The organism is Pseudomonas sp. CFSAN084952 (assembly GCF_009648855.1).
Classification (GTDB): domain Bacteria; phylum Pseudomonadota; class Gammaproteobacteria; order Pseudomonadales; family Pseudomonadaceae; genus Aquipseudomonas; species Aquipseudomonas paracarnis.
Map to the genome: position 1 here is coordinate 5,815,920 of NZ_CP045767.1, position 13,394 is coordinate 5,829,313.

A 13,394-nucleotide genomic window follows, 5' to 3' on the forward strand; every position below is an offset into this window, starting at 1 on the left:
ATGCATTCGCGAGCAAGCCCGCTCCCACATTTTTATTTTGCGTCAGTCGGGGGCGTTGGCCAGCGCCTGGGACGCCGCCACGTAGTCGGCCTGGAACTGCGGCGACTCAATCCACGCCAATGCGGCGGCTTCATCATCGCTGTCCGTCGCCCACTGCCGATACTCGATCAGCGCCGCCAGGATAAAGTCGGTCGCTTCCTCTTCGCCTTCCTGCTCCAGCACCAACGCCAGCAACGGGTGCGCCAGGAACACCGCACACAGCGCCTGCTGGCTGATCTCGCCGGCGGTACGCATTTCGACGAACAGTTCAGTCAAATCCACCGACTCAAGGTCGATGCGGCTGTCGTCGCCAGCAAAAGCATCCGGCTTGTGCGCCACGGCGCGCTGGGTGCGGTTTTGCTTGGCCTTGGCTTTTGCCCGGTGGGCGCGTTTTTGCTGCTTGTTTGGCGAGGCCATGGGCTTAACGTCCTTGGGGTCTGGATTTAGAGGGTGTATTGAAGCGCAGGTTGGGGTAAATCCCAAGGGTTTCTCGGGCGGCAATGATTGCTGTAGTGCTCGACCTTATCTGCGCGGGTACTTAGGCTGACAGTCTATGGATCCACCAGAGCCCGCCCATGACCCGTGACACCCTGGAACACCATCAGGTCCCGATCTACTTCGTTGCCGTCTTTGCGGCCGTCACGTTTGGCCTGCTCTGGCCTTTGTCGGCGCAGGGCCTCAGTCTTTGGGTGACCCCTGCCATCGCCGTGCTGATGTATGCGACGTTTTTGCAGATACCCTTTCTTGAGCTGCGCCAAGGCTTGGGCAACAAGCGCTTCATGGGGGCTTTGCTGGTGGCCAATTTCATCCTGGTGCCTTTACTGGTGTGGGGGTTGACCCGCGGCCTGGTGGAGCGCCCGGCGTTGCTGGTGGGCGCTCTGCTGGTGTTGCTGACGCCCTGTATCGACTACGTGGTGGTGTTTACCCATATCGGCAAGGGCGACTCGCGGTCGATGCTGGCGGCAACCCCGCTGCTGCTGTTGCTGCAACTGCTGCTGTTGCCGGTATACCTGGGGCTGATGTTGGGCGAGCAATCGGCCGTGGTGGTGGCTGCGAGGCCGTTTGTCGAGGCGTTCTTGGGGCTGATTGTGGTGCCGATGCTTCTGGCGGTTTTGACCAGCACTCTTGCGCGGCGGTCGAGCATAATCAGTCATTGGAACAGTGCCTGGGCGTGGTTGCCGGTGCCGGCGATGGCGTTGGTGCTGTTTGTCGTGCTCGCTTCGCACATCACGGCGGTAATGCAGGATATCAATGTGTTGCTGCCAGTTATTCCGGTCTACGTGGCCTTTGTGTTGCTGGCGCCGTTGATGGGCATTGGGGCTGCGCGCCTGTTCGCACTGCCAGCTTTGACGGCGCGGGCGGTAACGTTCAGTGCGTCGACCCGTAATTCGCTGGTGGTTTTACCGTTGGCGCTGGCCCTGCCGGAGGATGTGCGCGGCTTGGCCGCAGCGGTGGTGGTCCTGCAGACCCTGATCGAGTTGGTTGCCGAGTTGGCCTACGTTCGCCTGATCCCGGCAGTGGTGTGGCCCTCCAGTCGGTAACCGCGTGAATGTTCAGGTCTGTTCAGGCGCCATTCAGGGGCGCGTTCGGCACCATACGCCAGCGCTTCCCACCTGACAGGTCACCCGATGGATCACCGCAACCGTTTTCGCCTGGAGTCACTGGGTATTTTCCTGGTCGCTCTCTTGTTGTTCACAGTAGGTATCTGGGATCAGCAGCCCCAGGGTTTTGACGGGCGTTGGGCGCTGTTCCTGCAGGAGATGTATCGCCATGGCGCGAGTCTTTTCCCCACCACCTACGGCCAGCCCTATGCGGATTACCCAGGCACCGCGACCTTCTTCAGTTATCTATTCGCCCGCTTGTTCGACGCGCCGAACCACTTGGCGAATGTGCTGCCCACGGCGCTCGCCTCGGCGGGTGTGATCGCGCTGATGTATCGTCTGCTGGCACCCTACAGCCGTGCCTGGTCGCTGCTGACGATGCTGCTCACGCTGCTCACCGCCCAGTTGCTCGAAAAGTCGCGCTCGGTGTGCCTGGACCAGATGGTCGCATTGTTATGCGTGGGCAGTTTCTATCTGCTGCACACCGGCGAACGCCTCGGGTCACGGCTGAGGCAACTGGCGGTGTTCCCGTTGTTCATCCTGGGTTTCGCCATACGTGGGCCGCTGGGGTTGATTGAAGTCTGCGGGGTGGTGTGTGTGTATTGGGCGTTGGGCAAACCGGGGGTGCGTGTCCGGCAGATCCTGATCCACGGCGTTGTCGGTCTGGTGTTGCTCGCCGCGTGCTGGTGGTTACTGATGAAGCTTGCGCGGTTCAGTGGTGGCAATGCGTTTGCCGATGAAGTCTTCAAGATGCAAGTCGGTGGGCGTCTGGATGAGTCGGGTGAGCCGTTTTACTTTTACTTCCAACTGAGCTTGTACCGCTACTTCCCGGTGGTACCGCTGGCGTTTGCAACCCTGTTTGCGTTGCGCCATCGCTGGCCCGAGCGTTGGGGCAATGAGCACCTGCAATTGCTGGTGCGGTTCGGGGGCTGCGGCTTGATGATTCTGCTCGGCCTGTCGGTACCGCACTTCAAGCGCGCTTATTACATTCTGCCGATGGTGCCGATGTTTGCGGCTGTCGCTGCCTATGGACTGCTGCATGCGCAAGGCTGGCTGGTGGGCGTGCGTCGTGGCTACGAATGGCTGGTCGCGGCGCTGCCGGCGTTGTGCGTGGTGGTGTTGTTTGTGTGTCGACACGCCTGGCACAAGCAGGGCTACTGGCCAGAGATTTCCTTGCCGTTGATGATCGGCGTGCTGGTGGTGCTGCAAGCCGCAGCGTTGATTGCCTGGCAGCGAGCATGGCGGTTGGTGTGGCTCAGTCTGATCGCCCTGGCGGCGCAATGGCTGTTGCTGGTGACGGTGATAGAGCCGGCCAAGGACCTGCAATTCGATACTCGGCGGTTTGTCAGCCAGGTGGAGGCGTTGCGCCAGGCGCAGCCGGGCCCTTTGGTATTTGTCGACCTGGCACGGGATACCTGGGCGGTGCGCTACATGATGAACCTGGATCACGATGAACAGCCGCTGTTTGTCGGGCGACACGAGCTTGAGAAATTGGCGGTGCTGCCCCGGCCCTCGTGGGTGATCGTGTCGCGCAAGGAGACCGCGCTGTTGAAGGGGTCGCCGGTGGAGCACTTGGCGCCGAGCTATCAAGGGCGCTTGAATGACAACCCATTGATGGTGTTTTTGCTCAGGTAAGAAGGCCCTTGAGCCAAGGGCCTGCCGAGCAGCTGATTACTTGCAACGGAAGCCTTCAGGCATCGTGACCGTATAGTTGCGCTGCACGCGGTCCTGGAAATTCAGATTCTGCAAACCCTGCTGTACCAGGAAGGCTTCTACCTTGGCGGCTTGGCAATCGTCGTTATAGGACGACGCCCGTAGCAGGTAGACCGCGCGCCTGCTCACTTCATCACGAGCGGTGACCCGGAAGGTAGTGAGCGTGGTGTAGCCGGTGCGCTCCGAGGTCCCTACCGGGCCGTAGGAGGTGTTTGGAGTGCTGGTGCAGGTTAGTTGGTCGGTCTTTTTCTTGTTCTTCTTGCATTGGGTGGTGGTGCTGTTTGCCACCTGCCCGTATTCGGTGGCGGTATAGCGATAAGTCACCTGCTTGCTGTCGACATCCAGGGTGACGGTCATTTTGATCGGTGCATGGTTCTTGGGCAGCGTGGTGTCGGTGAAGACATTGCGAAAGCCCTGGTCCTGCATGGCGCGGACCATGTCACGCAAGTAGTAGCGGGCGTTGAGCGAGTTTTCATCACTGCCGCCAGTGGAGGTCACCAGCACGGCTGCCTGTCGGTCGAAGTGATAGTCGGGATCAGGCGTCGCGTTGATCGCTACGTCCAGCTGCGTGGCACACCCACTGAGCAGGGCGGCCAGTATGAATAGGGTGCAAAGCAAGAAGCGGGTCATGAAAAAACCTTACAACTGAGATTTGGGTAAAGGCTGAACGATTGAGTCCAGCCAAAAATAACCCTCAATCGTCTTGCTGCGACATCGTGTCCGTAAATGCGTGAGTCGCATTAAATCGCAGGCAATAAAAAACCCCAAGGAACACATTGTTCCTTGGGGTTTCTCGGTATTTTGGTGCCAGAGACAGAATCGAACCGGTCCTCCTGAGCCATGGCTGGGCTGGGTGTGTACAGTTTGATTGTTGGGGATGCCCCCAAATCTGCCCCCAAAAACCAGTGCCCCTATGTACTGCCCGGGGAAATGCCTCTCGCCGCATGAACTCTTTCCAAGAGATTGCCGCGCGGCACAGGGCATTTATCCACTGGTACGTATCGAGCGTCAGGGTTTATGTAATAGCTACGTCCGTGCTTAGTTGGCGCAGGGAACAGCAGGCCATCCCTTGCCCACCTCCTCACCGTGTTTACGCTAGGTACCGGGTCGAAATTTAATGATGCCCATGCCTTTAGAGTGATCATTTTCATATCGACCTCCGGTAATTTCTTTCCTACATCTGGTCCTCAGCGTAGATGGCGGCGCTGATGATCGCACCGCCCACCCGCCGCTTGCCGTAGCAGAGAGGTACCGGGTTGCCCGACGCAGTGGTGTTCTTCGCGCTGCCGAAGGCATAGCCGGGAGTATTCTCCGGCGCTGCGCTGGTCTTGAGGCCTCCAGTTTGAGGGCTGAGCATCTGGATCACGCCGCCGGCGACCATACCAACGCCAGAGGCAAACAGCCCAGCAGCGACGGGTGGCGCCCAGAACGAGAAGAACGACGCGACAATAAGTACCGCTCCCACAATGGTCTGCAGGACACCTGCGCGCTTACTGCCGGTGATCACGGGCGCGATGATGATGTCGCCTGAGCCCTGGAAACCCAGCTCCGTCTCTCCGACATTCTTCTTGCCCACGAACACTGCAAATACCAGGCCTCTCGACTTGGCGTTGGAGATAAATCTTTCAAACCCAGGGATCTGCACGCATAAGGCTTTTATGGCTTCCGCTGGTGTGCGGACGGCCAGCGGGTAAGACTTCCCGAATTGGCGCAACTGCGCGCACAGCCTGACGTTTCTCATCGGGGTATATTCAACCGAAAGTGCGGCCATGAGTGACCTCCTATGTGTTGGTGGCCGGGGCTGGCAGGCCGAGGCGGATAGCGAGCAGCGAGCGGGCCATAAGCGCTTGGTCGATGGTCAACTGTTCCTGGCGCGCGTCGTAGTTCCATACCCGACTGTGAATTACTTCGCTGGCCCTGGCTCCACGGAATGTCCCGCGCATTAGATCGGCGGAGACGCGGGCCTCGGATTCAGTGAAGTAAGGCCCGTCGATGGTTACCGTCTGCCCCTGGCTGACGTGCTGAACTTCCCACGTCAGGTAGCCGGCGGTGGGCCCTTGGATCAGCGCATACGGCTGGAACTGCTGAGATTTGCACGCCTCGGCGAAGCGTTCTTGGTGGGTGCTCATGGCCCCCTCCTGAATTGGATGTTCGGGTGGGAAGGGTTGGCAATCGCTGATCTGTGGCCCGCATCGTTGCGGGCCACAGACATGGTTAACCGCCAGCGGGAGGCGTGATATCAACCGATCGAACCGCACCAGTTGAGAAGACCGCCAGCCCGGCGCGCAGCTCTGCCAGCAAGGTGACCATGTTGCTGGTGAAGTTATTGCCGTCTTCGCGACTGAGCATCAGCGTCGGCTGTTCGCGGTCTAGCATCGCCACTTGGGACGTGTCCAGGAGAAGCACAGTACCCGCCGGCATCGAACCAGACGTGATCAGCGGCACACCCCACAGAACAGGCGGCGCTGGATCGCGTGGAGAGCCCAGCACGTATTGGCCGTCGGCATCTCGCTCGCTGGAGATATTGAACCAGTCGTTCGGGTTCATGATGATCAGACGGGCTTGCCAGCCGCTGGTCTTCATCGCGGTAACCGCCTGGCCGATTGCATCTACGGGCAGAAGAGTGCCGACGACAGTGTGCGGTACGGCGTAACCCAGCAAGCCTTTGATCTTGCCCTTCCCACCCGGGCCGGCGATCAAGCGGGCTTCCAGCTTCTCCAGCAAGCCATAGTCCAGAAGGTTGCCGATCTGCTGGCCCAGGGCCGGGGTGTCGTCCAGCACTTGCTTAGACGCTCTGGTCCAGTGCGCGACGGTGGCGATGTTGGCGGTTTCCAGCTCCGCGTCGATCTTGCTTTCTGCCTTCTGCTGGCCTTCTTCTTCCTGCTCCGTGGCGTTGTTCACGTAGTCCTTGAGCTGCATATACTCGAAGGTGCTGGAGGTTGCGGGCAGGGAGGGCAGGTAGTCCAGCAGGGAGAGATCCCGGCGTGGATCGTTATGCAGGCCTGGCTGACGCTGGGCGGTGGCGGAGTAGCTGGTAGAACCGGCGACACCCTGGCCGGCGTTGGTCAGCGCTTTGATGCTGACACTATCGACAGTGACCCGCCCGGTAGTTGGGCCGCCAGACTTCATAGCGGCGAACTGGCCCGACTTCGTGAACTCCTCTGCCATCTTGCCAACCGCGTCATCGCCACCCGCCGTAACATTGCTACCACGGCGCTGACCCTTCTGTTCCAAGTCTTGCAGGCGGTCTTTCAAGGCGGTGATTTCTTTGACAGCGTTCTCGCTGAAATTCTTGATTTCAACGTCGCGGTCCTGGAGCTCTTTGAGGAGGAGCTCGCCAACTTGATCGTTGCTCCCGCCGGCTTTGGTGCGGAGTTCGCGGCGGGCGTTGTTGCTCATAGCGTTAATCATGATGATGACCTTTATTTCCGGAATGGGGGACGCGCTTTGTCCGCACGGGGTGCGTGACTCTTGCGCTGGTGTTTGCTTTCGCGTCCCGCCGGACTCGCTCCGGATCTGGCCTCATCTATCATCGCGCAGCCTCGCGCCGTCGATGATTTCAAAGTTGTCGCGTCGGTGGCAGTTGGCCTAGCCGACAAGCCAATTCTAACTGCCCAACCGTTTAAGGCAAGTCGAAAGCGAAGGCGCCACGGCAGGAGACGGCGAATTACGTGATCTGGGACAAGACCGGTGAACTGAACGGCGAGCGATCGAGGAACACCGACTGATCGGAGGTACCGCTCGAGTGCTCGCAGCATTGGAATATCTCTTTTCATGGTCAACTCCTGGGTTTTTAATTTCGCGGGTGTGAAAAAACGACTGAGGGCGCGGTCTAGAAGCGGAAAGGCCCAGACTTTCGACCCGCCCCCACCCTTACGGCGCGAATCGCTCTCATTTGGGTGTTTTCAACTGTTTTTCTCGGTGTTTTTTGCTTTCGCGGCGCCGGCGGGCAGTAACTCCATCTCGCGGGCGATATCTGCCACGGCCAGCCCTCGGTCTAGTGCGCGCTGGGCATCGCGAACCATTGCTCGTATCGCTTGATCCTCCAGCCTGTCCGCCATGATCGAAGCCTTCCGGGCAATCATGGCGGCCAGCGCAGCGGGGAAGGGCGCGTGCTTAGGCCTGGCGTAGTCGTCTTTCATCGTTTCAAACCTCCATAATCACAATTTGCGGATACGGGGTGCAGGCGGCGCACCCCGTGGCCTGTAGCGGAATATGTGAATCTTGAAATCTAACGCCCGTCTGGTCGGGACTTGCTCAAAACACCTTCCGATCTAACTTTCTATTCCTCGCAGCTGGTGGAGTGGTGATCGGCCTGCGCGCCATACGCCCCGTGGCCTGTAGCGATAAGCGCATGAACGCTCATCAATAGCGGGTCAATCCAGCAATGGCGCAGATCTGCTCCATCGAGATATGAGCAAATCTGCTCACACCTGAGCGCACCTACCGACTGCTTAACGGTGCTTTAACGGGTTGTTAACGTTAAAACCGGGGGGTGTCGTTTCCAGGCACGACCCCCCTACTGCTGCTTATGGGTAAGTAACGGTGCGAGCGTTACTTGTCCGTTACCCCCGCAGGATCTGCACCCCGTGCCTGGCTCGGATTTGAGCCATCACGACAGGTCAGCGGTAGGCCATCGCCACCGCACCACCTCCAGTGCCTCAGCACGCGTCATCGGCTCCCCGATCATCGTGCATAGAGGCTTGCCGTCGAGCGTCACCTGCCAGTGGCAGCGCCGCTCAATGCCGTCATTCGATGCCAGCTCCGCCAGCAGCTCGAGGCGGTGGTTTTTGATGTAGGCCCGCACCTGGTCATTGAGCTTGCTGGCCGGCGATACCCGGACACGCTTTCCGCTCAATTTCGCCACAAATCCAAGGTTGAGCAGGTAGGCGAGGGCGGCCATCAGACCTCCTCCGCGTCGTCGTCTGCAAAGCTTGGCATTGGTGCCCCATCACCAGATTTCTCCCATTCGTGCCCTTTTTCTCCATTCGTGCCCATGTCTAAGGCTGGGCACGAGTCGGGGCACGAGGGCACGAGTGGAGGAAATGCCGAGAAAGGACCGGCGGCCTGTGGCAGAGACCAGAGGGTTTTAATCTCCTTTCCGAAACCCTCACGTGCTGTCACTACTGACAGTTTTTCGCGAGCGGTGCGAGTCTGTTTCGCGCTGTATCCGTTCTCCGCCATCAAGCTTTTCACTTGCTTGCCGGTCATCGGCCCGTCCTTGAGGATTCGTTTCAATGCCTCTGACGGATCGTCGTCATCTATGTGCGTGTCATCGTCGGGGCCTTCCACGTCGCCAAGGATCTCCCGCGCCGATCCCTCGATCAGATCGCCCCAGGCAACGTGCGTTGTCTCGATCTCCCCAGGAATGGTGCAGGGCTCGATCGTGTACGAGACGCCGCCTTCGTCGGTGCCGATGTTGGACTTGGCCCGCGCCAGCACCCGGGCGTCAGAATCTTGCTGCTTGGCGGCAACCAGTACCGTCCGGGCGAGCGCCGAGAACGCTTGCGATCCGATCACCCGATCTGCCGGCGATGAACCGGCACCGCCCTTGGCGAAGTGGCTGATGCCGACCACGGCGCAGAGATTGGCCTCAGCAAAGTCCACCACGCCCTGTAGGCCGCGCCGAACATCATTGGCCTTGTGCATATCCCCCTTCACAGCACTGACCACGGGATCGAGCATCAGCAGCGACACGCCGCCCAGGTCGCGAACCGTGTCTCGTAGCAGCCCTATATCGTTTGAAGGGTCGAATGGATCGGCCTCTCCCTGGGCATTCGTGCGGCCCTGGATGATGTGGACGCGGGACAGGTCGGCGCCGGCGGCGATCAGGCGCGGCACCAGTGTGTCCGCCGGGTCGTCCTCGCTCGACCAGATAAGCGCATTGCCGCGCTCCTGGCAGAGCTCTCCGTCTGGCCAGCGCCCTCCAGTGGTGATGGTTGCAATAAGGCTGATGAGTAGCGTGGTTTTCCCGGTACCGCCCGCGCCAGCCAAAATGTGCAGCTTCCCTTTCGCCAACCAGCCAGGCCATAGCCAACGAATGGCCAGAGGCTTTATGTCTGCGGCGCTTACCGCGTTCACCTTCCAAACCGCCGGGGTGGTGGGCACAGCTTTCAGCCCAAGCGCCTGGAGTGGGTCCGTGGCATCGGTCCATTGCTCTGCAAATCGGTCCTTGTTCATTTGACCCCCAGGCGCTGCTTGGCGAGGTTGAAGCGCTGCAGGTCGTCGCCTTCCAGCGTTCCCTTGTCGAGCAGGGCCTTTCCGATCAGGTAGACGGCCCGCTCATGCTTAACGGCGGCGGCACTGGGTCCGCGTCGGGCGGTGGACGAGCCCGGAAACAGATCCCGGAACTCCAGGCCGATGGCCGTCAAAATGCTTTGCGTGGTGCAGCCGGCCCAGCACTTGAGCAGAACTGTTCCCTTCGACGTTTCAGTAATTGCCAGGCTCGGGCTCTTGTCGTCATGCGCCGGACAGCACGCTTTCCACTTGTTGGCGCCAGCTGGTTTAACTTTGTCGAGGCAACTAAGTACTTTATCCAGGCAAGCCGATCCCGCCGGCGCAAGTGCGCCGTTTTGAATATTCATGATCAGCCCCTTTTAAGGATGGGTTGTTCTGCTAAGGATTTGAATCGAAGGCGGGCATCATCTGCATGTCCGGCGGATTCGTTACTTAGATGCCGTATGAGGTTAGCCAGCGTTAAAATGTCGGGTTTTATTTCGCATTGACTTGTAATAGATGCCTCAATCGACATTGCCAAGGCTTCTATCCACTCGGAGTATCCACGGGCTACATAAAGTTGAAATTCCGCATCGACGGCAACTTGTGAAATGCTGCCTGGCTTAGTTTGAGTGCTCACTGGACACCTCCAACGTTTACGGCAGCATGAGCAGCGCCCGTGTAACGATGTGGCCAGAGGAAGTTACGACTATCGAACATGATAGATTCAAGACGACGCTCAATCTCAGTAGCTACCGGATTATTGAAACCCCCAAGTTCCGGAATAACTTGACCCATGAGGATTGAGTAAAGCTCTTTGAAAGTGGCGCGAGCATCATTCATCCTTGCCATGTCTTCGGGGCTTATGAGCACTTCGCGTACTACGTCGCCTTCGAGCAGCAAAATAGCCGGGAGGTTGTTCATTGGGCACCCCCTGAGCATTCCAAGGTGCGGGCCTGGGCCATGTGGTGGTTGTAGCGTTTCAAACGGACGGATAAGGACGAGTTTGCGCGAAGCGCGCTCAGTGCCATGCGGCGGTGAGCAAGTGCGCGGATTTTGGATGTGACAATAGTGGTCATGGTCGAGCTCCTTGATTTGGGGAGCTGCCACTGATCGTCGCCAAACGATTAAAGGTGGCAGCTGTGCGCAGGTTGGCGAACCGGGAATCAAGGAACCCGGCAGACCCGAAGGTCTCCCGCGCACAGCCACCATAAACAGGATGTGCGGGCACAAAAAAAGCGCCTGCAATCGTGATGGGGGCGCCTGTGCGCCTTGAATTCATCGGGTCGCCAAACCCGGTCACTGAATTTGCAGTGACGGGCAAACCATACCGAGGACCATGATTGCTTGCAACCGAATCTATCGACCGTTCGTCGCCGATCTTTAGGGCGGTTTTTTCATTCGTGCCCTCTCGTGCCCCATTCGTGCCGGAGAAAAAAGTAGGGCACGAATGGAAAAAAAGGGCACGAATGGAGGAAAGGGCATTCATCACGCAACCTCGGAGCGGCATTCAGCAATGCGCTCGTCGCACCAGGTAAGCACCTCGGATTCGATCCAGACGACGCTCTTGGGGCCTAGGGTGACCTGCTTGGGGAATTTGCCAGCGGCGACACGGCGGTAAATCTCGGTGCAGGATAGGCCGGTGATCGACTCTACTTCCTGGCGCTTGATAAAGCGGCGTGCTGGGGCGGTGGTGTTGGTAGCGTTTGCCATCGTCTGCGCCTCCTGGGGCGGTATTGGTAATCGACGATGGCAATGCTGGCTGGTAGGAGGCGGTGCTGATAGATCGGTGTGCCGCGCAAACCGTACAGTTTGCCAAGCATAATGTACGGTTTGCAGTGCAGGCCGTAGTCAACTCACGAGCGAATGCTTTCGTGAATTCGAATCCATTCTTGTAGTGTCCGCTCTTTGATTCCGTCTCGCCTGGCTATGATGCGGCAGAAGTCGGAGCGGTTCTTGTACGCTGAAGATGTTTCGTCCCACTCCGCCAGCAGCGTGGTCTTTACCTTGTTCGTCGAGGCATGACGTTTATTCGCTCGTTCACTGGCTATGTTTGATGCGATTTGTCCTTGCCTTTCAAAAGATCGGTTTAGCGCGTATATGGAGGCCAGCTCTCCATATGTTCTCAGAATCAGTTCATATACTTCAAACGCTTCTTTGATCTTATCTTTACTATATAGCCAACACATCAAATCGTATTGATATACCAATAGGCTTGTTTTCTGCCAGTAGTCAAAATCTCCAAACGAGGCATGGATAGATAACGTGGTTAACTTTTCAATGGCTGTCGTCGCGGATGCGCGGCGGCTTGGAAGGGTTATCTCAGCAGCTATTGCGATTAGCTCTAAGTCTGCCTCTATGATATCGCCTACGTTTGCGCCAACTTGGATCGCAGGTACATTCTTCCAAGCGTCTTCATCCTCCAAGCCTAATGCAATGTGTGCCAGCTCCTCAAAGCAGAACGATAGAGTGTCTGTAAATTGATCTTGAATATTCGAAAGGTTAGAGCTTTCAAATGAATTGAATGAGTCTAGCTGCTCGTAAAGTTTTTCAAGGTCTATATATCGGAAGTATTCGCAAAGCATTAGCACGCCCTCATCAATTTTATATTTGAGTTTGCGCCAGCACATAGCGCGTCGATTGAGTCAGCCCATGCCTGCATCATCCCGCGGCGCTGCTCCAGGTAGTTGGCGTGGTTGTAGGTGTCGCGGATGCCGTCGCTGTCGCCGTGGGCCAGCTGCCGCTCGATCCAATCCTTGTTGTAGCCACGTCCGTTCAGCTCGGTGGAGAGCAGGTGCCGGAACCCGTGGCCGGTCTGGCGGTTCTCGTAGCCCATGATGCGCAGCGCCTTGTTCACGGTGTTCTCGCTCATTGGACGATCTGGGTTCTGCTGGCCGGCGAAGACGAGCGGGTATTCGCCGGTGATCGGCTTGATCTGGCGCAGGATCTCCACGGCCTGGCTTGGCAGTGGGACGACGTGCGGCCGGCGAGCCTTCATCCGCTCTTTCGGGATTGTCCAGGTGGCGGATTCCAGATCGAACTCAGACCAGGGCGCCGCGCGCAGCTCCCCCGGCCGCACGGCTGTCAGCACCAGCAGGCGGATGGCGTAACGGGTCAGCGTGTTGATGTTGGCGCTTTCGCACCTGGTCAGCAGCTCAGGCAGTTCAGATAGGGCGACGTGGGGGTGATGGCGGGGTGCTCGTGCAGGCGCGGCCACCACGTCCAGGTCTGTGGCTGGATTCGTCTCTACGACACCCTTGGCCAGGCCGTAGCGGAATATCTGGTGCAGCCATTGGCGGATCTTGCCGGCGGCGTTGAGCGTGCCTCGGGCCTCGACCTTGCGCACCAGCTCCACCAGGTCGGGCCGGGTGATGTCTTTGAGCGTGCGCGAGCCAATGCCCGGGATCAAATCATTCTCCAGGTACAGCTTGGCCTTGTAGGTGGTGCTCTCTGCTCAGCGCGGTGCGTTGTAGGCGAACCACTCTCGCGCCAGCGTCTCGAACGTCAGCCCTTCGACCTTCTGCGCCTGTCTGGTGGATTTGCGCTCCTGGGCTGGGTCTTTGCCCTCGGAAATCAACTGACGTGCCTCAGATCGCTTACGGCGGGCCTGCAGCAATGTCACTTCCGGGTAGGAGCCGAACGCCAGGCGATTCTCTTGGCCTAGGTGCCGGTACTTGAGGCGCCAGAGCTTGGAGCCGGTGGGCATCACTTCGAGGTACAAGCCTTCGCCGTCAGCGAGTTTGTAGGGTTTCTCCCTGGGCTTGGCAGCCTTGAGGGCGGAATCGGTCAGAGGCGTGACTTTCAGGGCCATGGAGCACCATTTTG

17 protein-coding genes and 1 pseudogene are annotated in these 13,394 nt (G+C 58.7%); 2 read left to right on the top strand and 16 right to left on the bottom strand.

The window, feature by feature from the left end:
• Positions 1–42: 42 nt before the first annotated feature.
• A complete protein-coding gene (locus GH769_RS26500; protein ID WP_014716505.1) occupies positions 43–456 on the bottom strand; it encodes a hypothetical protein in 414 nt (137 codons plus the stop codon).
• A 158-nt stretch (positions 457–614) separates the two neighbouring features.
• Here GH769_RS26500 and GH769_RS26505 point away from each other — a divergent pair, with 158 nt between their 5' ends.
• Positions 615–1,580 (top strand): arsenic resistance protein, encoded by a 966-nt coding sequence (locus tag GH769_RS26505; RefSeq protein ID WP_032901805.1) that lies wholly within the window; start codon positions 615–617, stop codon positions 1,578–1,580.
• Between the two features lie 87 nt (positions 1,581–1,667).
• The gene (locus tag GH769_RS26510) at positions 1,668–3,275 is read left to right on the top strand and encodes a glycosyltransferase family 39 protein (RefSeq protein WP_032901806.1); all 1,608 of its coding nucleotides are present in this window, start codon (positions 1,668–1,670) and stop codon (positions 3,273–3,275) included.
• 36 nt (positions 3,276–3,311) lie between these two features.
• Here GH769_RS26510 and GH769_RS26515 read toward each other — a convergent pair whose 3' ends face one another.
• The 15 genes and pseudogenes from GH769_RS26515 to GH769_RS26580 form a co-directional block, all read right to left on the bottom strand.
• The gene (locus GH769_RS26515; protein ID WP_020302400.1) at positions 3,312–3,983 is read right to left on the bottom strand and encodes a hypothetical protein; all 672 of its coding nucleotides are present in this window, start codon (positions 3,981–3,983) and stop codon (positions 3,312–3,314) included.
• 281 nt (positions 3,984–4,264) lie between these two features.
• Positions 4,265–4,504, bottom strand: coding sequence for an excisionase (locus GH769_RS26520; protein ID WP_153649931.1), 240 nt, complete (start codon positions 4,502–4,504; stop codon positions 4,265–4,267).
• Between the two features lie 23 nt (positions 4,505–4,527).
• Entirely contained in the window at positions 4,528–5,124 is a 597-nt protein-coding gene (locus GH769_RS26525) for a tail assembly protein (protein ID WP_153649932.1), read from the bottom strand.
• 10 nt (positions 5,125–5,134) lie between these two features.
• Complete coding sequence (locus GH769_RS26530; protein ID WP_153649933.1) at positions 5,135–5,482, bottom strand: hypothetical protein; 348 nt, start codon at positions 5,480–5,482, stop codon at positions 5,135–5,137.
• An 85-nt stretch (positions 5,483–5,567) separates the two neighbouring features.
• On the bottom strand, positions 5,568–6,764 hold the full coding sequence (locus GH769_RS26535) for a phage major capsid protein (protein WP_153649934.1): 1,197 nt from the start codon (positions 6,762–6,764) through the stop codon (positions 5,568–5,570).
• Positions 6,765–7,258: 494 nt separating this feature from the next.
• Complete coding sequence (locus tag GH769_RS26540) at positions 7,259–7,495, bottom strand: hypothetical protein (protein WP_153649935.1); 237 nt, start codon at positions 7,493–7,495, stop codon at positions 7,259–7,261.
• A gap of 470 nt (positions 7,496–7,965) precedes the next feature.
• Positions 7,966–8,256 (bottom strand): hypothetical protein, encoded by a 291-nt coding sequence (locus GH769_RS26545; RefSeq protein WP_153649936.1) that lies wholly within the window; start codon positions 8,254–8,256, stop codon positions 7,966–7,968.
• A complete protein-coding gene (locus GH769_RS26550; RefSeq protein ID WP_153649937.1) occupies positions 8,256–9,533 on the bottom strand; it encodes an AAA family ATPase in 1,278 nt (425 codons plus the stop codon). Before GH769_RS26550 ends, GH769_RS26545 begins: the two co-directional genes overlap by 1 nt.
• Positions 9,530–9,937 carry a virulence-associated protein E gene (locus GH769_RS26555; protein WP_153649938.1) on the bottom strand — a complete coding sequence of 136 codons (408 nt, stop codon included), beginning with the start codon at positions 9,935–9,937 and terminating at the stop codon, positions 9,530–9,532. The genes GH769_RS26550 and GH769_RS26555 overlap by 4 nt, the downstream gene beginning before the upstream one ends.
• 2 nt (positions 9,938–9,939) lie before the next feature.
• On the bottom strand, positions 9,940–10,209 hold the full coding sequence (locus tag GH769_RS26560) for a hypothetical protein (RefSeq protein ID WP_153649939.1): 270 nt from the start codon (positions 10,207–10,209) through the stop codon (positions 9,940–9,942).
• Positions 10,206–10,493, bottom strand: coding sequence for a hypothetical protein (locus GH769_RS26565; protein WP_153649940.1), 288 nt, complete (start codon positions 10,491–10,493; stop codon positions 10,206–10,208). Before GH769_RS26565 ends, GH769_RS26560 begins: the two co-directional genes overlap by 4 nt.
• On the bottom strand, positions 10,490–10,648 hold the full coding sequence (locus tag GH769_RS28890; protein WP_178128927.1) for a hypothetical protein: 159 nt from the start codon (positions 10,646–10,648) through the stop codon (positions 10,490–10,492). Before GH769_RS28890 ends, GH769_RS26565 begins: the two co-directional genes overlap by 4 nt.
• Positions 10,649–11,057: 409 nt before the next feature.
• Positions 11,058–11,282, bottom strand: coding sequence for an AlpA family transcriptional regulator (locus GH769_RS26570; RefSeq protein WP_153649941.1), 225 nt, complete (start codon positions 11,280–11,282; stop codon positions 11,058–11,060).
• A gap of 143 nt (positions 11,283–11,425) precedes the next feature.
• Positions 11,426–12,154 (bottom strand): hypothetical protein, encoded by a 729-nt coding sequence (locus tag GH769_RS26575; protein ID WP_178128928.1) that lies wholly within the window; start codon positions 12,152–12,154, stop codon positions 11,426–11,428.
• Positions 12,154–13,380: pseudogene (locus GH769_RS26580) on the bottom strand (tyrosine-type recombinase/integrase). The gene GH769_RS26575 and the pseudogene GH769_RS26580 overlap by 1 nt, the downstream one beginning before the upstream one ends.
• Positions 13,381–13,394: the final 14 nt, after the last annotated feature.